At 47.0% G+C, this 18,669-nt stretch carries 17 protein-coding genes and 1 other RNA gene; 14 read left to right on the top strand and 4 right to left on the bottom strand.

The genetic code is table 11. The features are described from left to right. The first annotated feature begins 8 nt into the window (after nucleotides 1–8). Nucleotides 9–644: a stringent starvation protein SspA gene (gene sspA / locus ACWYU8_RS16065; RefSeq protein WP_457520753.1), complete on the top strand. Its 636-nt coding sequence runs from the start codon at nucleotides 9–11 to the stop codon at nucleotides 642–644. A 15-nt stretch (nucleotides 645–659) separates the two neighbouring features. Continuing rightward, nucleotides 660–1,145, top strand: a complete 486-nt coding sequence (sspB, locus tag ACWYU8_RS16070) for a ClpXP protease specificity-enhancing factor (RefSeq protein ID WP_457520754.1) — start codon at nucleotides 660–662, stop codon at nucleotides 1,143–1,145. 59 nt (nucleotides 1,146–1,204) lie between these two features. Here sspB and ACWYU8_RS16075 read toward each other — a convergent pair whose 3' ends face one another. The 4 genes from ACWYU8_RS16075 to ACWYU8_RS16090 are packed head-to-tail and all read right to left on the bottom strand — an operon-like array spanning nucleotide 1,205 to nucleotide 4,655. Continuing rightward, nucleotides 1,205–1,873, bottom strand: coding sequence for a BON domain-containing protein (locus ACWYU8_RS16075; RefSeq protein WP_457520755.1), 669 nt, complete (start codon nucleotides 1,871–1,873; stop codon nucleotides 1,205–1,207). Between the two features lie 21 nt (nucleotides 1,874–1,894). Continuing rightward, nucleotides 1,895–2,485: a phosphoheptose isomerase gene (locus ACWYU8_RS16080; protein WP_444494634.1), complete on the bottom strand. Its 591-nt coding sequence runs from the start codon at nucleotides 2,483–2,485 to the stop codon at nucleotides 1,895–1,897. Between the two features lie 3 nt (nucleotides 2,486–2,488). Then, a complete protein-coding gene (locus ACWYU8_RS16085) occupies nucleotides 2,489–2,857 on the bottom strand; it encodes a YraN family protein (RefSeq protein ID WP_457520756.1) in 369 nt (122 codons plus the stop codon). Then, complete coding sequence (locus ACWYU8_RS16090; RefSeq protein WP_457520757.1) at nucleotides 2,844–4,655, bottom strand: penicillin-binding protein activator; 1,812 nt, start codon at nucleotides 4,653–4,655, stop codon at nucleotides 2,844–2,846. The genes ACWYU8_RS16085 and ACWYU8_RS16090 overlap by 14 nt, the downstream gene beginning before the upstream one ends. Before the next feature lie 68 nt (nucleotides 4,656–4,723). Between ACWYU8_RS16090 and rsmI the strand changes: the two genes are divergently transcribed. The 12 genes from rsmI to murC all read left to right on the top strand — a co-directional run bounded on the left by rsmI (nucleotide 4,724) and on the right by murC (nucleotide 18,588). Continuing rightward, the gene (gene rsmI, locus ACWYU8_RS16095) at nucleotides 4,724–5,587 is read left to right on the top strand and encodes a 16S rRNA (cytidine(1402)-2'-O)-methyltransferase (RefSeq protein WP_457520758.1); all 864 of its coding nucleotides are present in this window, start codon (nucleotides 4,724–4,726) and stop codon (nucleotides 5,585–5,587) included. 188 nt (nucleotides 5,588–5,775) lie between these two features. Next, an RNA gene (gene rnpB, locus ACWYU8_RS16100) (RNase P RNA component class A) lies at nucleotides 5,776–6,205 on the top strand. Between the two features lie 229 nt (nucleotides 6,206–6,434). Continuing rightward, nucleotides 6,435–7,385: a 16S rRNA (cytosine(1402)-N(4))-methyltransferase RsmH gene (gene rsmH, locus ACWYU8_RS16105; protein ID WP_457520759.1), complete on the top strand. Its 951-nt coding sequence runs from the start codon at nucleotides 6,435–6,437 to the stop codon at nucleotides 7,383–7,385. 5 nt (nucleotides 7,386–7,390) lie between these two features. Beyond that, entirely contained in the window at nucleotides 7,391–7,708 is a 318-nt protein-coding gene (ftsL, locus tag ACWYU8_RS16110) for a cell division protein FtsL (RefSeq protein WP_457520760.1), read from the top strand. After that, on the top strand, nucleotides 7,705–9,498 hold the full coding sequence (locus ACWYU8_RS16115) for a penicillin-binding transpeptidase domain-containing protein (RefSeq protein ID WP_457520761.1): 1,794 nt from the start codon (nucleotides 7,705–7,707) through the stop codon (nucleotides 9,496–9,498). The genes ftsL and ACWYU8_RS16115 overlap by 4 nt, the downstream gene beginning before the upstream one ends. 60 nt (nucleotides 9,499–9,558) lie before the next feature. Further along, nucleotides 9,559–11,040 (top strand): UDP-N-acetylmuramoyl-L-alanyl-D-glutamate--2,6-diaminopimelate ligase, encoded by a 1,482-nt coding sequence (gene murE, locus ACWYU8_RS16120; RefSeq protein WP_457520762.1) that lies wholly within the window; start codon nucleotides 9,559–9,561, stop codon nucleotides 11,038–11,040. Further along, the gene (locus ACWYU8_RS16125; protein ID WP_457520763.1) at nucleotides 11,037–12,401 is read left to right on the top strand and encodes a UDP-N-acetylmuramoyl-tripeptide--D-alanyl-D-alanine ligase; all 1,365 of its coding nucleotides are present in this window, start codon (nucleotides 11,037–11,039) and stop codon (nucleotides 12,399–12,401) included. Before murE ends, ACWYU8_RS16125 begins: the two co-directional genes overlap by 4 nt. Next, nucleotides 12,401–13,483, top strand: a complete 1,083-nt coding sequence (gene mraY, locus ACWYU8_RS16130; protein WP_457520764.1) for a phospho-N-acetylmuramoyl-pentapeptide-transferase — start codon at nucleotides 12,401–12,403, stop codon at nucleotides 13,481–13,483. The genes ACWYU8_RS16125 and mraY overlap by 1 nt, the downstream gene beginning before the upstream one ends. A gap of 38 nt (nucleotides 13,484–13,521) precedes the next feature. Beyond that, nucleotides 13,522–14,835 carry a UDP-N-acetylmuramoyl-L-alanine--D-glutamate ligase gene (gene murD, locus ACWYU8_RS16135; protein WP_457520765.1) on the top strand — a complete coding sequence of 438 codons (1,314 nt, stop codon included), beginning with the start codon at nucleotides 13,522–13,524 and terminating at the stop codon, nucleotides 14,833–14,835. A gap of 21 nt (nucleotides 14,836–14,856) precedes the next feature. Then, nucleotides 14,857–16,053, top strand: coding sequence for a cell division protein FtsW (gene ftsW, locus ACWYU8_RS16140; protein ID WP_457520766.1), 1,197 nt, complete (start codon nucleotides 14,857–14,859; stop codon nucleotides 16,051–16,053). Beyond that, on the top strand, nucleotides 16,040–17,107 hold the full coding sequence (gene murG, locus ACWYU8_RS16145; RefSeq protein WP_457520767.1) for an undecaprenyldiphospho-muramoylpentapeptide beta-N-acetylglucosaminyltransferase: 1,068 nt from the start codon (nucleotides 16,040–16,042) through the stop codon (nucleotides 17,105–17,107). Before ftsW ends, murG begins: the two co-directional genes overlap by 14 nt. 23 nt (nucleotides 17,108–17,130) lie before the next feature. After that, complete coding sequence (murC, locus tag ACWYU8_RS16150) at nucleotides 17,131–18,588, top strand: UDP-N-acetylmuramate--L-alanine ligase (RefSeq protein ID WP_457520768.1); 1,458 nt, start codon at nucleotides 17,131–17,133, stop codon at nucleotides 18,586–18,588. Nucleotides 18,589–18,669 lie beyond the last annotated feature (81 nt).

The following is an 18,669-nucleotide window of genomic DNA, read 5'->3' on the forward strand; positions in this document are numbered from 1 at the left end:
AGGGCTCCATGGCTGTAGCTGCCAACAAACGTTCTGTGATGACTCTTTTCTCAAGTGCATCAGATTTATATAGCCATCAGGTTCGCATTGTACTAGCTGAAAAAGGCGTAAGTGTTGAAGTAGAGCTTGTTGATGAAGCTAACCTTCCTGCTGAGCTTGTCGAGCTAAACCCATATAAATCAGTGCCAACTCTTGTTGATCGCGAGCTCGCGCTTTACGATTCAAAAATCATCATGGAGTACCTGGACGAGCGTTTTCCTCATCCGCCTCTAATGCCGGTTTACCCTGTTGCTCGTGGTAACAGTCGCTTGATGATGTACCGTATCGAACGTAACTGGTACTCACTAGCTGAAAAAGTCATGAAAGGTAATGCGGAAGAATCAGACAAAGCTCGCACTAAACTGCGTAACGACCTTCTGACTCTAGCGCCAATCTTTGCTGAATATGAGTATTTCATGAGCGAAGAATTCAGCCTGATTGATTGTTACTTAGCTCCATTGTTGTGGCGTTTACCTCAACTTGGCATCGATTTAATCGGCCCAGGCTCAAAAGAAATTAAGGTATACATGAACCGCGTATTCGAGCGTGATTCTTTCCTTGCTTCTTTGACTGAAGCTGAACGTGAAATGCGTCTGGTTCGTTAAGCAATTAGAGACGTTATGGATATTGCAAAGATGACTGCCCGCCGCCCGTATATGCTTCGTGCATTCTACGATTGGCTGGTAGACAATGACTTAACTCCTCATTTGGTTGTTGACGCAACCATGCCAGGCGTACGCGTACCTGTTGAATTTATTCAAGATGGTCAGATTATCTTGAATATTGCACCTCGTGCCGTTGGTAGTCTAGAGTTGGGTAATGATGCGATTACCTTCCACGCTCGTTTTAGCGGTCGTCCGCATTCGGTAATTGTGCCTGTGTATGCGGTTCAGGCAATTTATGCCCGTGAAAACGGTGCCGGTACTATGTTTGAACCAGAAGAAGCGTACACTCATATCGAAGAAGAGGAGATGGAAGAAGAACAGTCCCCATCGTTTACCACAGTGAGTGATGATGTTCCTCAGGTTACTGACTCGGAATCTGGTGACAGCGAAAGTGAAGCACCAAGACCGAAAGGCAAACCAAGCTTAAGAGTTATTAAATAAAAAAAGCAGCGATTACGCTGCTTTTTTTTGGCTTTTTTATAGTACTGAAGTTTTAGTCATTAGTCACTGATAGTAAAGACTTCAACGTTTGCTTCATCATCTTCGTTAGTATCAGTTTGCACTGGTGTCGTCGCATTATTAGGTAAGTCAACTTCAACGGGTGTTGCCTCTCCGTACTGGAACCCATTAATCACTTGCTTTACTCCAGATATGTGACGTGCGATTTCTATCGCTCGTGTGCTTTGTGCTTCTGTTACATAACCAAACAGAAATACTTCGCCGTCTTCAGTAATCACTTTCACTTTGACTGCATTGAGCTTCTCATCAGTAAGCAATGATGATTTCACTTTTGTAGTGATCCAACTGTCGTTACTGATTTGAGTAACAGTGAGAGGTTCTTTTACTTTCATCTGGTTGTGAATGACTTTTACGCCGGATAGCCCTCGGGTTCTTCTTTCAAGGTCGTTAACTAGATCTTGTGTTGGAGCTTGTCCCATAAGAACCACGGTCCCATTGTAAGAGCTCGCGAATACTCTCGCTATACCTTTGAAAGGCTGCTTGTTGCCCATTGCAGCCACTTCAAACTCGATATTATTGTCTAACCAGATCTGTTTGGTTGAGCGCGTATCTGTGACTATGTTCGCTGTCGTAGCGGCTCCTGCGATAAACAAGCCTGCACAACCACTGAGACTTAGAACGGTTAATAAGACAACTAGGCTACGTATCATTATTCTGACTCTCAATTTTCGTTATTCTTCGTGAGCAGGGAAAAGTACTTGATCAATGAGATCACACAGGCAGTGTAGAGTCAGCAAGTGAACTTCGTGTATGCGTGCGGTGCGGTGAGATGGAATACGAATTTCTACATCATTTTCACCAAGCAAGCCTGCCATCTCGCCACCATCTTTACCAGTAAGTGCAATAATCGTCATGTCACGTGTTACGGCAGCTTCCATTGCTTTGATGATGTTTTTACTGTTACCACTGGTTGAGAGGGCAAGTAGAATGTCTCCAGGCTGGCCAAATGCACGAACTTGTTTGGAAAAGATTTCCTGGTAGTGATAGTCATTGGCAACGGCCGTAAGCGTTGTGTTATCAGCGGTCAGTGCCATTGCTGGCAAGCTCGGACGTTCGGTCTCAAAGCGGTTTAAAAGACAAGAAACAAACTGTTGCGAATTTGAGGCACTACCGCCATTACCACAACAAAGAATTTTGTTGCCATTAAGTAAGCTAGAAACCATCGCTTGAGCGGCATGAGTAATGGCATCTGGCAGTGCTTCTGCTGCCGCAATTTGAATTTGAATACTTTCTGTAAAACTGTCTTTAATGCTGTCTAGCATCACTTATCCTTCAGATATTGCGTTTTGTATCCAGTTAATATCTCGGCCACTATCGTGAATGGCGATCACATCAAACCGGTAATCAATTGTGTGTACTGAGTGTTTTTGGCGACTGAGCCAAATGTGCGCAGTTTTAACCAGCTTGCGCATTTTCGCGTGAGTGACCATTTCTGCCGCCGAGCCAAAACGATCATTGTTACGATATTTGACTTCAACGAAGACGATAGTTTCATCTTGTTGAAAGATTAAATCAATTTCGCCCACTTTTGTCAGAAAATTTTGATCTAAAAAGCGCAAACCCTGGCGCAGTAGATACTGCTTTGCCAGGGCTTCGTATTGATTTCCTATTTGGCGCTTACTAAAAAGCCCCACGCTCAGCCCAGCTCAGTTCACGTTGTACCACACAGTTACTGTCGATACTTAAGACGCCAGTCTGGCCTCGGACCGAAAGACCCGGAACGGCTTTCATCTGAGGGAGCTCACCAATCAATTTATATGCGTCCATCCCTAGAGCTTTAAGACGGATCTCCATATTTGATTGAGGTCCCCACAACTCCTTCATTTCAGCCGCGACAGTTGGATCTGGATCAATCAGCAGTGGGATGTCACTGTAAATGATGCCATTCAAATCGTCGTAACTCGTACCGCCACTGTTACTGCGAGAGCTAGAGAACATCTTCGGCGGTTTAGCGTCTGGGTTAATGGCGACTTCAATAAATGGTTTAATTAACGTCAATTCGTTGCTTCTGGCCACAGCGTAGACCGCATCGACATCACGACGGCTACGAGGTTGTGTCTCAAGCTTAATCTGCATCAACGACTGCATCTGAGCAATACGCTGCTTACTTTCTTGCAAACCGAATACATCGTTGATGTCTTTCTGCAGCTGGCGATTATCACCAAAATAAGTGGTTGCTACTTTGTTTGAGCTGTATTTACGCCATTCTTCATTAAATGCCTCGGCAACACGTTGGCCATAGCTGCCTTTTGGCGCAAGGATAAGCGGGAAGTTATAGCCTTGGCTGAAGAGATGTTTCGCCGCCTGAGCCGCTTCTTGTTCTGGAGACAGTGCCAAGTAACAGATGTTGCTGCCAGGTTGAACTTCTTCAGGAATGTTCAATGCTAACGCTGGTATTGTTGGGCCAGAAGCAGAACCATCAATTGAGGTTTGTAATAACTCAACATTTTCTTTTTGCAGTGGGCCGACAACGAAGTCTATATTCTCGCTAATCAGGCGTTGTTTGATCTGTTCTGCACTGTAAGCATGCGTGTCTATCACGGTGACGCTTGAGCTTTGATCGCGAGTTTCATCGTTCATCATCGCAAACATAAAGCCTTCACGAATCAGTTCTGCCTGAGGGGCAAATTTGCCCGTTAGTGGCAGCAACAGTGCGGTGTTGTTTGGTTTGACGATATTCAACGACAGAATATTTTGGATTTCTGTCGGAGTGTAAACCGCCGCCGGATGTGATGGATTTTCAGCTAACCAGCGTTCTAGCGTATTTCTCAACTGAGAAAGGTTGCCGGAATAGGTTTTTGAGTAGATAGCTAATTGCAGCCAGCCATCCAGAATATCTTCGTTTGGATCAGTCTTTAGTGCACTTAGCTCTGATTGTGAGTAACTGCCAAAGTTCATCCAAATACGGCTGGATATTTCACGTTGTTCTGGTGATGATGAATATTGACCTAACAACACCAGTTCACGGTTAGCATCAAACGGTTGGTTCAGGCTTTGGTAAGCATCTGCACGCATTGCGTAGTAGTCTTTCCACTGATCGTTTGGCAGTTTCCACCATGGCTTAAAGTTCAGTTGCTGCAGTAAGAGTGAGTAATTGCCTTGCTTTTGTTGTATGGTCGCACGCGCCAACTGCCATTCTGCCTGTTGAACTTCTGACAATTGCTGGCGGGAAAGGCGTGTTAACAACAAGTTGGCTTCATCAAATTGGTCAGACTGAATTGCCGCTTTGGTTGCCATGATCAACCAGTCGTTTTGTAAGCTACCTTCCGAGCTGTCAGCTTGAATCATATAGTTCTGAACCGACTGGGTAGGCTCTAGTGTGACATCTACGCCATCAGGCTGTCTCGGGCCCGAAGAACAAGCCGCGAGTGTAATTGCTAGTGCAACAGGAGTGAGTATGCGTGGTACACTGAGTCTCTTATGGTTAATCATTGCCGTGAGTTCTCTATAATTTTGTACAAAATTGTCTTTATATTAATCGTTGAAGTGATGGTAAACAAATGACAGATAAAAATAAGTTGCCGAATGAGGGGCCAACTCTCTATATCGTACCGACTCCAATCGGAAATTTAGCTGATATCACCCAACGTGCTATCGAAGTTCTGTCGAATGTGGACATCATTGCTGCTGAGGATACCCGACATACGGGTAAATTACTGTCTCACTTCAATATTCAAACCAAAACTTTTGCATTGCATGATCACAACGAACAACAAAAAGCTCAGGTTTTGGTGGAAAAGCTACTTTCAGGCCTGTCCATTGCGTTGGTTTCTGACGCGGGTACACCTTTAATCAGCGATCCAGGATACCATTTGGTAACAAAATGTCGTCAAGCGGGCGTAAGAGTTGTGCCTCTTCCTGGTGCTTGTGCGGTTATCACAGCGTTAAGCGCTTCTGGTTTGCCGTCTGATCGCTTTAGTTTTGAAGGCTTTTTACCGCCGAAAAGTAAAGGACGCAAAGACAAGTTTTTAGAAATCGCAGCGGTGGAACGTACGTGTATTTTCTATGAGTCGCCACATCGCATTTTGGATTCGCTACAAGATATGTTAGACGTTCTTGGCCCTGAACGAGAAGTTGTTTTGGCGCGAGAGCTAACTAAAACGTTTGAAACTATTCAAGGTATGCCGCTTGGAGAGCTCATTGAGTGGGTGAAAAGTGACGATAACCAACAGCGAGGTGAAATGGTGTTACTGATTCATGGTCATCGTGAAACCGCGGATGACTCGTTGCCAGATGAAGCATTACGCACTTTAGGTATTTTGACCAAAGAACTGCCACTTAAAAAGGCTGCGGCGTTGGTGGCAGAAATCCACAGTCTGAAAAAGAACGCGTTGTACAAATGGGGCTTAGAAAACTTAGGCTAGTGGCTAAGTCTGTTTAACTAAGAATTCATTATTGAGGGCTGATGATTATCATCAGCCCTTAGTTTTTACTGCACGCTAATCTGTTGATGCCAGGTATTCGGGCAAAAAAACATCACTTGATGCATTCCTTTCATCATATCTGTGATCTAACTAGACTCTGAAGTGAGAACTCTATACAATCCGCCATCGGAGCTGACTGGGTAGTCGCTGCTTTGTTGATGTCCTTCGGGAGACTGACGTTGAGGTCCTTCGGGAAACTGACGTTGACGTCCTTCGGGAGACTGACAAAGGGGAGGAAAGTCCGGGCTTCATAGAGCAAGGTGCCAGGTAACGCCTGGGGGGCGCAAGCCTACGACAAGTGCAGCAGAGAGAAGACCGCCGATGGCCCGTAAGGGATCAGGTAAGGGTGAAAGGGTGCGGTAAGAGCGCACCGGGCGACTAGTAATAGTTCGTAGCAGGGTAAACTCCACCTGAAGCAAGACCAAATAGGCCTCCACATTGCGTTGCTCGCGTAAGGAGGCGGGTAGGTTGCTCGAGCCAGTGAGTGATTGCTGGCCTAGACGAATGGCTACCGCCGCGCAAGCGGAACAGAACCCGGCTTATGTGTCGGCTCCAACTATTCGAGACCCATCATTACGTCATAGTAATGATGGGTTTTTTGCATTTTATTGACTCAGACAGCGCCATTACCAATAAACTTGGCGTTTAATCACGTCTAACTCTAGACTTGTGGTGGCGATGGTGTGGGAAATCAGTACACTAGGATAAGTTAATGCTCGCTGATAAAATCAGCATAAGAGATCAACACGTCCTTAAAATCGCTTCAAGATTATTCAACGAGAAAGCTATGACCGAAACCTTCCAACATATTTCCGTGTTATTAAATGAATCCATTGATGGCCTGGCTATCAAACCTGACGGCATCTATATCGATGGAACATTTGGCCGAGGCGGTCACAGCCGTACGATTTTGTCTAAGCTAGGTGAAAACGGCCGTCTGTACAGTATTGACCGTGACCCGCAGGCTATCGCGGAAGCGGGTAAAATTGACGATCCTCGCTTTACCATTATTCATGGCCCATTCTCAGGCATGGCGAAATACGCACAAGAGTATGATCTGGTTGGCAAAGTGGATGGCGTTTTGCTCGATCTGGGGGTCTCTTCTCCTCAGCTTGATGATGCCGAGCGCGGATTTAGCTTTATGAAAGACGGCCCGCTGGATATGCGTATGGACCCGACATCGGGTATCCCGGTCTCTCAGTGGCTGATGGAAGCGGATCTGGATGATATCACCTGGGTGATTCGTGAGTTTGGTGAAGACAAACACGCTCGCCGTATCGCGCGTGCGATAGTTGAATACCGTGAAAATGAAGAAAATGAGCCGCTTACTCGCACGGGGCAATTGGCAAAACTGATCTCAGAAGCTGCACCAAAGAGTTTTAAAGAGAAGAAACACCCGGCAACACGCGCATTCCAGGCGTTCCGTATTTACATCAACAGCGAACTTGAAGAAATAGACACAGCACTAAAAGGTGCGGCAAGTATTCTGGCTCCACAAGGGCGTCTGTCGGTCATCAGTTTCCACTCGTTAGAAGACCGAATGGTTAAACGATTTATGCGTAAAGAGAGCAAAGGGCCGGAAGTGCCACACGGTATTCCTTTGACTGAAGCACAGATCAAAGAACTTGGCAGCGCGAACATGAAAAACGTGGGCAAAGCGATAATGCCGACGAAGCAAGAAATTGACATCAACCCTCGTTCACGCAGTTCTGTGCTAAGAATTGCGGAAAAGCTTTAATTATTATGACGAAACCCACTCCTAACCTTGCTAAGTTGATAGCAACGGATTTACTTACCGTTGGTCGCTGGCCGTTACTGCTGTTGATACTGATTCTGGCATCAGCAATGGGAGTGGTATTCGCTACCCACCATGCGCGTCAAGCGATCACGGAAAAAGATCACACTCTGGTTGAGCGCGAGCAACTAGACAGCGAATGGCGTAACCTAATGTTGGAAGAAACCGCCCTGGCAGAACATAGCCGAGTTCAAGACCTTGCGAAAAAGGAGCTTGAAATGAAACGACCTGATGGCGATAAAGAAGTGGTTATCACACTAAAATGATTAGAAAGAAAACCAGCTCCAAACAAGGCAACAAGCGGAAGTCTCCTGCAAAAACGAAAGCTGCAGTCGATGAGAAAAAAGTCGAAAATAATCCAGTAAAAGTTGAGGCTGAAGAGTCATTTTTGATTCGTTGGCGTTTTCACCTGTTACTGTTTTTTGTTTTCTGTGCGTTTGCTCTTCTTGTCGGGCGCGTGGCGTACATTCAAATCATCGAGCCTGATAACCTGATAAAGCAAGGTGACCTTCGCTCGATTCGCGTTAAGTCGATTCCTTCCGCAAGAGGTATTATCTCCGACCGCAATGGCGAACCTCTTGCCGTTAGTGTGCCCGTTGAAGCCGTATGGGCCGATCCCGCGACCATCTTTAAAGAAAATGCTCTAAGCCAAACCCAAAGCTGGTATGCACTGGCTGACGTTCTCGGTCTGAACCGTGAGGGTTTGATTAACAAGATCAAGCGCAATGAAAAGCGCCGTTTCATTTACCTGCAGCGTCAGGTTAGCCCTGCCATGGCGAATTACATTCGTGAGCTAAAACTACCCGGTATCGGTCTTAAGTCTGAATCTCGCCGTTATTATCCGGCAGGTGAAGTCAGTGCTCACCTTGTTGGGGTGACAGGTATTGATGGCCATGGCTTGGAAGGTGTCGAGCGCAGTTATGATGATTGGCTGACAGGTGAAGAAGGCAAAAAAACCATCCGCAAAGATCGCTACGGTCGAGTGGTAGAGAACATTGCATGGCAGGACAAGCAAGAAGGTAAGTCACTGCAATTGACGATTGACCAGCGGTTACAAGCTATTGCTTATCGAGCCATTAAACAGGCAGTGGCCGATCACCGCGCCACCTCTGGCTCTGTTGTGATGATGGACGTAAAAACGGGTGCAGTGCTTGCGATGGTGAACGCGCCATCGTATAACCCAAATAATCGTAGTGACTGGCAAAGTTACAAAATGCGCAACCGCGTGATCACTGACTCGATGGAGCCTGGTTCGACAATTAAGCCTTTTGTTGTTCTGGCTGCGTTAGAAAATGACATCGCAACAAAAGATACGATTGTTGATACCGGTAATGGTGTGCTTCGGTTAGGTGGGAGCCGAGTTAAGGATATAACGCCAGTTGGGAAAGCCAGCCTGGAAATGATCCTGAAAAAATCCAGTAACGTCGGTGTGACTAAGCTGGCGATGCAAATGCCTGTTGAAGCCTTGTTGGGGCTATACAGCTCCGTTGGATTAGGTGAGCTTTCTGGTCTGAATCTGGTTGGTGAAGTAACGGGTATTTTCCCTACCCGCTCACGCTGGTCGCCGATTGAGCGAGCTACCATTTCTTTCGGTTATGGTCTTTCATTTACGCCGATTCAGTTAGCTCACGCTTATTCGACGCTTGGTAACCTCGGTAAATATGAGCCAATACATATCATTAAAAACAATGACAGCGGGACGGCTCATCAGGTTGTTAGCCCTGAGCATGCGCGTCAGGTGCTTGATATGCTCGAAACGGTAACACAGCAAGGTGGTTCAGCTCGTCGTGCAGCGGTACCTGGCTATCGAATCGGGGCGAAAACCGGTACATCGCGTAAAGCTTCTGCTGGCGGGTACAGTGATGAGTACATTACTTACACTGCCGGTCTTGCTCCCGTTAGTGATCCTAAAATCGCACTGGTTGTGATCGTCAATGAGCCTCAAGGCGATGATTACTACGGCGGCTCGGTAGCTTCTCCCGTCTTTTCTGAAATTATGAAAGGCGCGTTGCAGATCCTGAACGTGGCACCGGATGAAAACAAATTCCAGCAGTAAGCATAGTAAGCTTACTGTGAACAACTTGAGTAAACCTGAGCTAATGCTCGGAGAACATATATGACTAAAGCCATCAGTATGGATGCATTGCTTTCCCCTTGGGTTGATTGCCCAAGTCTGGCGTCCGTCCTTGTCTCTGAACTGGAACTCGACAGTCGAAGAGTTCAACCCGGAACAACCTTTGTTGCAATTGTCGGGCATGTAGTGGATGGGCGAAGATTTATCTCTTCAGCTATAGAGCAAGGAGCGAATGCGGTTATCGCGCAAGCATGTGACATCAAAACGCATGGCACGATAGAAATGGTCAGTGATGTTGCGGTTATCTATTTAAATGCTTTGGATAAATGTCTGTCTGAAATCGCAGGTCAACTTTACACCTACCCAGAGATGGAACTTATTGGTGTCACAGGAACCAATGGCAAAACCACCATCACCCAACTGATTGCACAATGGATCGAATTAGTTGGTTTAAAAGCCGCCGTTATGGGTACCACGGGGAATGGTTTTTTAGGTCATTTACAACAAGCCGCGAACACCACAGGTAACGCGGTTGAAATTCAACACACGCTCTCGTCGTTAGCGGCGCAGGGTGCAGAATACACAGCGCTGGAAGTTTCTTCCCATGGCTTGGTACAGGGACGAGTGAAAGCATTGTCGTTTTCGGCCGGTGTGTTTACCAATCTAAGCCGCGATCACCTCGATTACCATGGCACGATGGAAGATTACGCGAGTGCAAAATTCACCCTCTTTACTGAGCATCAGTGTGAAAAAGCCGTTATTAACGTTGATGATGAAGTCGGTGCGGCTTGGGCAAAAGATCTTTCACATGCGATTGCGGTTTCTTTATCGCCGATGTCTGAGTTTGCAAATGCACTTTGGGCGAATAATGTCGCGTATGCCGAATCTGGCATTACTATCGAATTCGATGGCGTATTCGGTTCTGGCACTCTCTACGCGCCTTTGATTGGAGAATTTAATGCGGCGAACTTGATGCTGGCTTTTGCTACTTTGTTAAGCTTGGGCTTTAACAAACAAGCACTTTTAGCGACAGCAAGCCAACTTCAACCCGTCTTGGGGAGAATGGAGCTGTTCCAGACGGAAAAGCGGGCGAAAGTCGTGGTCGACTATGCACATACCCCTGATGCATTAGAAAAAGCCTTGCAGGCTCTACGCGTTCACTGTGAAGGGCAACTTTGGGCGATCTTTGGTTGTGGCGGTGATCGTGATGCCGGCAAACGTCCGATGATGGCTGAAATTGCGGAGCGCTTGGGTGATAAAATTGTGCTGACAGACGACAACCCTCGTAGCGAAAGTCCTGAACTTATTATGAACGATATGCTGGCTGGCTTGTTAAATCCCGCAGAGGCGATTATTGAGCATGACCGTTTCAAAGCACTGTCTTATGCACTGGAGAATGCTTCGGCGCAAGACATCATCTTACTGGCTGGTAAAGGCCACGAAGACTACCAAATCCGCAACGGCGAAACGATTCATTATTCGGATAGAGAATCTGCAATGCAGCTATTAGGACTGTCATCATGATTAAAGTCACTTTGTCTCAACTTGCTGAAATTACTTATGGTGAACTGGTTGGTGAAGACATCACCATCGCCGCTGTTTCCACGGATACCAGAACCATAGAAAGTGGCTCATTGTTTGTTGCATTAGTGGGTGAACGATTTGATGCGCATGACTTCTGCCAGCAGGCGGTTGACGCTGGAGCAGGTGCTCTGCTGGTGCAAAAGCGTCTCGATGTGAATGTTCCTCAGGTCATCGTTGCTGACAGCAAAATTGCTTTGGGTGAAATCGCTGCCTGGGTTCACCAATCTTGCCAGACTCCGACCGTTGCTATTACGGGTAGCTGCGGTAAAACGACGGTGAAAGAGATGGTGGCGAGCATTTTGCAGCCGAAAGGTCAGGTGCTGTTTACCGCTGGCAACTTCAATAATGACATCGGCGTGCCGCTCACCTTGTTACGTTCGCAGTCAGACGATGACTACGCCGTCATTGAGTTGGGGGCAAACCATATCGGTGAAATTGCCTATACCACCCAATTAGTTAAACCGGATATCGCGCTGGTCAATAATGTGGCCGCCGCTCACCTGGAAGGTTTTGGCTCTATTGACGGGGTTAAGCAAGCGAAAGGTGAAATATATCAAGGTTTGTCGGCTGGTGGCGTCGCTATCGTCAATTTGGACAGCCATGGCGATGCACTATGGCAGCCTGTTCTTGCTGATAAGAAAGTTACCACCTTTTCGCAAAGTAACACTCAAGCTGACTTCTACGCTTCCGATATAGAAATGGATGAAGAAGGGAAAGCCAGCTTTATCTTACATATTTCAGAAAGCTCACAAGAAATTGAACTATCTCTGGGTATTATTGGTCAACACAATGTTGCGAACGCGATTGCCGCTTCCATTATTGCGCTGCAGATGGGCGCGACAATGGAAGAGATTCACTCTGGCCTGATGCATCTCAACAAGGTGAAAGGTCGGGTCGATGTTGAGCAACTGAGCCAATCCGTTAAATTGATTGATGACAGCTACAATGCCAGTGTCCCAGCAATGAAGGCTGCGGTAGACTTATTAGGCGCTTTCCGAGGCCAGCGTTGGTTGATTTTAGGTAATATGGCGGAATTGGGTGAGGAAAGTCTTGCACTTCATCGTCAAGTCGGGGAACATGCTGCCCCACAAAAATTTGAACACGTTCTCACTTATGGTGCGGATGCAAAGGTGATTAGTGACCTTTGCGACGGTATCCACTTTGAGACTCATCAAGATATGATTGACTACATCAAGCAGCATCTAGACCAAACCGTTTCTGAAAACCACACCATTTTGGTTAAAGGAGCGAACGGTGCTCGTATGTTTGAAGTCGCTGCTGCTTTGAAGGAGTATTTTTAATGATTATCTGGCTTGCCGAGCTGCTACAGCCATACTTCTCTTTTTTCCGATTGTTTGAATACCTGTCTTTTCGAGCAATTTTGAGCGTATTAACTGCCTTAGGTCTGTCTCTCTGGATGGGGCCTATCATGATCAAGCGTTTGCAAATGCTGCAAATCGGTCAGGTCGTACGTAACGAAGGTCCAGAATCTCACTTTAGCAAACGTGGTACGCCGACCATGGGCGGCATCATGATTCTGGCTGCGATATCCACCACTATTCTTCTTTGGACTGATTTATCAAACCCTTACGTATGGGCAGTGTTGGCGGTATTACTTGGCTATGGCGCTGTTGGCTTTGTCGATGATTACCGTAAAGTGGTGCGTAAGAATACCGATGGTTTGATCGCTCGCTGGAAATACTTCTGGCAGTCTTTGATCGCGTTTGTAGTGGCGTTCGCTCTCTACGCGTATGGCAAAGATACCGCTGCAACTCAACTTGTCGTGCCATTCTTTAAAGATGTGATGCCTCAGCTTGGCCTGATGTACATCATCCTGACTTATTTTGTGATTGTAGGTACGAGTAACGCGGTTAACCTGACCGATGGTCTGGATGGTCTGGCAATTATGCCAACAGTACTGGTAGCCGCAGGTTTTGCTGTGATTTCGTGGGCGACCGGTAACGTTAACTTCTCTGAATACCTGCACATTCCATACCTTCCTCATGCCTCTGAGCTTGTTGTGGTGTGTACGGCGATTGTTGGTGCTGGTCTTGGCTTTTTGTGGTTCAACACATACCCAGCACAAGTATTCATGGGTGATGTAGGCTCGCTTGCACTAGGCGGCGCGCTGGGCACTATCGCTGTATTGGTTCGCCAGGAATTTGTACTGGTGATTATGGGTGGTGTATTTGTAATGGAAACCCTGTCCGTTATCCTTCAGGTGGGTTCTTACAAACTACGTGGTCAGCGTATTTTCCGCATGGCACCCATTCACCATCACTACGAACTTAAAGGGTGGCCAGAGCCTCGCGTAATCGTGCGTTTCTGGATTATTTCTATTGTTCTTGTTCTGATTGGTCTAGCAACATTGAAGGTGCGTTAATCGCGCCTTCTCAGACAAGAGTTACAGTGTGGACAAATATGGAACGTTGGCAAAACATACATAACGTTGTCGTCGTAGGGCTCGGTATTACCGGGCTCTCTGTCGTTAAACACCTCAGAAAAAATCAGCCACAACTTGTGGTTAAAGTCATTGATACTCGTGCTAATCCTCCGGGAGCAGACCGCCTTCCTGAAGGGGTTGAACTGCACAGCGGAGGCTGGAATACAGCATGGCTTGCGAAGGCTGATCTGGTTGTGACTAACCCGGGTATCGCGCTTGCGACGCCTGAAATCCAGTCAGTGCTGAATAGTGGGACGCCTGTTGTTGGTGATATTGAACTGTTTGCCTGGGCAGTCACCAAGCCGGTCGTTGCGATTACAGGATCCAATGGCAAAAGTACAGTGACCGATTTGACCGGAGTGATGGCAAAAGCGGCGGGTTTGAAGGTTGGCGTTGGTGGCAATATTGGTGTTCCTGCTCTGGACTTGCTAGAGCAAGAGGCTGACCTGTATGTTCTTGAGCTGTCCAGTTTCCAGTTGGAAACTACTTCCAGCCTTAAATTGAAAGCGGCGGCATTTCTGAATCTTTCGGAAGATCATATGGATCGTTATGAAGGTATGGCAGATTACCGAGCCGCAAAACTGCGCATTTTCAATCATGCTGAGCTTGCGGTGGTGAATCGTGATGATCCGGAAACTTTGCCTGATCATGATATGCCAGTGGTGACGTTTGGTAGTGAGAACCAGGCATTTGGTTTAGACGCTGATGGCGACAAAACCTGGCTTATTGACCATGGTCAGCGTGTCATTGCCAGCGATGCGCTGAAGTTGGTCGGCAAGCACAATTTAGCCAATGTACTGGTTGTGCTGGCACTACTCAAAGCTGCAGGCATAGAATATTTCAACACATTGAATACACTTAAAAATTACACCGGACTGACACACCGTTGTCAGGTGGTTGAGGATAATCAAGGTGTTAAATGGGTGAATGACTCCAAGGCGACCAATATCGCAAGCACAATGGCGGCGTTATCGGGTCTTGAACTAACTGGAACGCTTTATTTGCTCGTTGGTGGCGTCGGTAAAGGCGCAGACTTCACACCATTGAAGCCGATCCTGGCGGCATTGAATGTACAGTTATGCTGCTTTGGCAAAGATGGCGATGCGTTTTTGCCTTTGCACGAGTCTGCCATCCGTTTTAATTCAATGGAAGATGTGATTCAGCAAATATCTTCGCAGTTAAAACCCGGGGATATGGTGATGCTGTCTCCGGCATGTGCTAGCTTTGATCAATTCGATAACTTTATGGCAAGAGGTGATGCATTCGCCGCACTTGCAAAACAGTACGCATAATAATTAAAGGTCACTCATTTCGTGAGTTTAGGTAACGTTAAACACAACATCAGTAACTGGCTAAGGCAGCCCGCACCACAGGCGTTGTTTGATCGTCAGTTGGTATGGATTGCGTTGGGTTTGATGTTGGCTGGTTTGATCATGGTAACGTCAGCTTCCTTTCCAATCAGCTCACGATTGACCGATCAACCTTTCCATTTTATGTTTCGTCACGCCACCTTTCTGGTATTGGCACTAATAGCATCGGCAGTGATACTCCAGGTGCCTTTAGAAGAGTGGTTCAAACGGAGCCACTACTTGCTCTGGGTCTCTTTTGCTTTATTGATCATTGTGTTGCTTGCAGGTAAATCTGTAAATGGTGCATCGCGCTGGATACCTCTGGGGTTATTTAACCTGCAGCCTGCCGAGGTGGCAAAACTCTCTCTGTTCATCTTTATGTCCGGTTATCTGGTACGTAAACAAGACGAAGTGCGTCAAACCTTCTTTGGCGGCTTTATGAAGCCAATCATGGTGTTTGCGTTTTTCGCTGTTTTGTTACTAGGACAGCCTGACTTAGGTACCGTCGTGGTAATGCTGGTGACGTTGTTCGGCATGTTATTCATCGCAGGTGCTAAGCTGACTCAGTTTCTTGCTTTGATGGTTGCCGGAATCGGTGCTGTGGTGGGGTTGATTTTGGTCGAACCTTACCGTATGCGCCGCGTAACATCATTTCTCGATCCTTGGGAAGACCCGTTCGGCAGTGGCTATCAGCTGACTCAATCGTTGATGGCGTTTGGTCGTGGTGAATGGTTTGGTCAAGGGCTGGGTAACTCCATTCAGAAACTCGAATACCTGCCAGAGGCGCATACCGACTTCGTATTTGCGGTATTGGCTGAAGAGCTTGGTTTCGTTGGTGTCGTATTAGTGTTGATGCTGATATTCAGTCTGGTACTGAAAGCGGTATACATCGGCAAGCGAGCTTTTGAACAAGACGAAATATTTGGCGGCTATCTGGCATTTGGTATTGGTATTTGGTTTGCGTTTCAGACATTGGTTAACGTAGGCGCTGCTGCCGGTATCGTCCCAACAAAAGGTCTGACGCTTCCGCTAATCAGTTATGGTGGTTCCAGTCTGATTATAATGTCCATTGCAGTATCCATATTGCTGCGCATTGATCACGAATGCCGCTTGAAACGCGAGCAACAACAATCAGAACAACAAACTCATGAAGAAAACTAAACGTTTGATGGTGATGGCTGGTGGCACTGGCGGTCACGTGTTCCCAGGTTTGGCCGTTGCTAAACAGTTGCAAGAGCAAGGTTGGGAGATTCGCTGGTTAGGCACGGCGGATCGAATGGAAGCGGATTTAGTGCCAAAGCATGGTATTGAAATCGACTTCATCAAAGTAAAAGGTTTGAGAGGACAGGGCATTAAGCGTCTTATTGCTGCGCCGTTTCAAATCATCAATGCCATCATGCAGGCTCGTGCACACATGAAGCGCTGGAAGCCGGATGCGGTTTTAGGCATGGGCGGCTATGTAAGTGGTCCCGGTGGTATTGCAGCTTGGCTAAGCGGTATTCCGGTCGTACTGCATGAACAAAATGCCGTTGCAGGCTTGACGAACCAGTGGCTATCTAAAATTGCCAAAAAGGTATTTCAAGCGTTTCCTGGTGCTTTTCCGAAAGCTGAAGTAGTTGGTAACCCTGTGCGGGAAGACGTCACTCAACTTGAAGAACCATCCCAGCGCATGCAAGGCCGCCAAGGTCCTGTTCGCATTCTGGTCATGGGTGGCAGCCAGGGCGCTCGTATTCTTAATCAAACCCTGCCAGCGGTAATGGCCAATCTGGGTGAAGAATACTGTATCCGCCACCAAGCGGGTAAGGGCTCAGCTCAAGAGGTGCAAGCGGCTTATCAGGAACACAAAGTGACAAGTGCTGAAGTGACCGAATTTATTGACGATGTGGCTGAAGCGTACGCATGGGCTGACCTGTTGGTGTGTCGCTCGGGTGCTTTGACAGTGTCAGAAGTTTCTGCTGCTGGCGTAGGCGCTATTTTCGTACCGTTTATGCACAAAGATCGTCAGCAGGCACTGAATGCGGATCACTTAGTAGAATGCGGAGCGGCGAAAATGATTGAGCAGCCTGATCTGACGGTTGACTCTCTCACTCAGCAAATCCAACAATTAGATCGCAAAACTTTATTAGAGATGGCTCAGCAGGCACGTGGTGCTGCTAAATTGGACGCTGACAAAATTGTCGCTCAAGCCATCGTCGCTTTGACAGAAAAGCGTTAACGAATTATCGAGAATAGATACAGATGACTATCCAACATACACAAGACCTAGCCCAGATTCGCGCAATAGTGCCAGAGATGCGTCGCGTTAAATCCATCCATTTCATTGGTATTGGTGGTGCGGGGATGAGCGGTATTGCAGAAGTACTCTTAAACGAAGGTTATCAAATTACGGGCTCAGACTTGGGTAATAACCTCGTTACAGAACGTTTAGCTTCTAAAGGGGCAAGCATCTATATCGGCCACCAGGCGAGTAATGTCGAGGCCGCGAGTGTGGTCGTTGTTTCTACGGCAATTAATGAAGATAACCCGGAAGTTAAAGCGGCTCGAGAGTTGCGTATACCAATCGTTCGTCGAGCTGAAATGCTGGCAGAGCTGATGCGTTTCCGTCATGGTATTGCTGTTGCCGGTACGCATGGTAAAACGACAACCACGGCGTTGGTTACTCAAATTTATTCAGAGGCAGGTCTTGATCCAACGTTTGTTAACGGTGGATTAGTGAAAAGTGTTGGTACTAACGCACGTTTGGGCTCCAGCCGAATCTTGATCGCTGAAGCCGACGAGAGCGATGCTTCATTTCTACACCTTCAACCCATGGTGAGTATTGTCACCAACATTGAAGCTGACCATATGGATACTTATGGCGGTGATTTCGAAACGTTGAAGCAGACCTTCATTGATTTCCTTCACAATCTGCCTTTCTATGGTCAAGCGATTGTTTGTATTGATGATCCTGTGATTAGAGAACTGATTCCACGTATTAGCCGCCAAGTTATTACTTATGGATTCTCAGAAGATGCCGATATACGTATTGAGAATTACCGTCAGGAAGGCCAGCGCGGCAAATTTACCGTTGTGCGTAAAGGCCGTGCCGATCTGGATATCACCCTGAACATTCCGGGTCGCCATAATGCACTCAATGCCTCAGCCGCAATTGCTGTTGCGACCGAAGATGACATTGACGATGACGCGATCCTGAAAGCAATGGCTGGAACACAAGGGACCGGACGCCGTTTTGACCATCTTGGTGAGTTTGACACAGGTAATGGTCATGCCATGCTAGTGGATGATTACGGACACCACCCGACAGAAGTCGGAGTGACGATTAATGCGGCGCGCAATGGCTGGCAGGATAAGCGTTTGGTGATGATTTTCCAACCGCATCGCTACAGCCGAACTCGTGATTTATATGATGATTTTGCAAATGTGCTTGAGCAGGTCGATGTGTTGATCATGTTGGATGTTTATGCAGCGGGTGAGAAGCCAATTGCAGGCGCGGATGGACGCTCTTTATGTCGTACAATTCGCAGTAGAGGCAAGATAGATCCAATTTTTGTCCCAGAAATCGAGCAATTACCGTCAGTTTTAGCTAACGTTATACAAGACGGAGACCTAATTTTAACGCAAGGTGCGGGAGATGTTGGTAAAGTTGCTAAACAACTCGCAGCTCTTGAGTTGAATGTTAATAAGATGCTGAAATAAATTGGAACCCAACGCAAACTTTCAGATAAAGACATAGATCTCGATTTTGCGTCAAGAACGTTGTGATTTCTTGTTAACAGT

It is taken from the genome of Vibrio limimangrovi, from assembly GCF_054064025.1.

Coding starts and splice junctions, on each gene's coding strand:
- mraY (WP_457520764.1), top strand. CDS start 12,401: ATGATTATCTGGCTTGCCGAGCTGCTACAGCCATACTTCTCTTTTTTC.
- murE (WP_457520762.1), top strand. CDS start 9,559: ATGACTAAAGCCATCAGTATGGATGCATTGCTTTCCCCTTGGGTTGAT.
- ACWYU8_RS16125 (WP_457520763.1), top strand. CDS start 11,037: ATGATTAAAGTCACTTTGTCTCAACTTGCTGAAATTACTTATGGTGAA.
- ftsL (WP_457520760.1), top strand. CDS start 7,391: ATGACGAAACCCACTCCTAACCTTGCTAAGTTGATAGCAACGGATTTA.
- ACWYU8_RS16075 (WP_457520755.1), bottom strand. CDS start 1,873: ATGATACGTAGCCTAGTTGTCTTATTAACCGTTCTAAGTCTCAGTGGT.
- sspA (WP_457520753.1), top strand. CDS start 9: ATGGCTGTAGCTGCCAACAAACGTTCTGTGATGACTCTTTTCTCAAGT.
- rsmI (WP_457520758.1), top strand. CDS start 4,724: ATGACAGATAAAAATAAGTTGCCGAATGAGGGGCCAACTCTCTATATC.
- ACWYU8_RS16090 (WP_457520757.1), bottom strand. CDS start 4,655: ATGATTAACCATAAGAGACTCAGTGTACCACGCATACTCACTCCTGTT.
- rsmH (WP_457520759.1), top strand. CDS start 6,435: ATGACCGAAACCTTCCAACATATTTCCGTGTTATTAAATGAATCCATT.
- ACWYU8_RS16115 (WP_457520761.1), top strand. CDS start 7,705: ATGATTAGAAAGAAAACCAGCTCCAAACAAGGCAACAAGCGGAAGTCT.
- sspB (WP_457520754.1), top strand. CDS start 660: ATGGATATTGCAAAGATGACTGCCCGCCGCCCGTATATGCTTCGTGCA.
- ACWYU8_RS16080 (WP_444494634.1), bottom strand. CDS start 2,485: ATGCTAGACAGCATTAAAGACAGTTTTACAGAAAGTATTCAAATTCAA.
- murG (WP_457520767.1), top strand. CDS start 16,040: ATGAAGAAAACTAAACGTTTGATGGTGATGGCTGGTGGCACTGGCGGT.
- murC (WP_457520768.1), top strand. CDS start 17,131: ATGACTATCCAACATACACAAGACCTAGCCCAGATTCGCGCAATAGTG.
- murD (WP_457520765.1), top strand. CDS start 13,522: ATGGAACGTTGGCAAAACATACATAACGTTGTCGTCGTAGGGCTCGGT.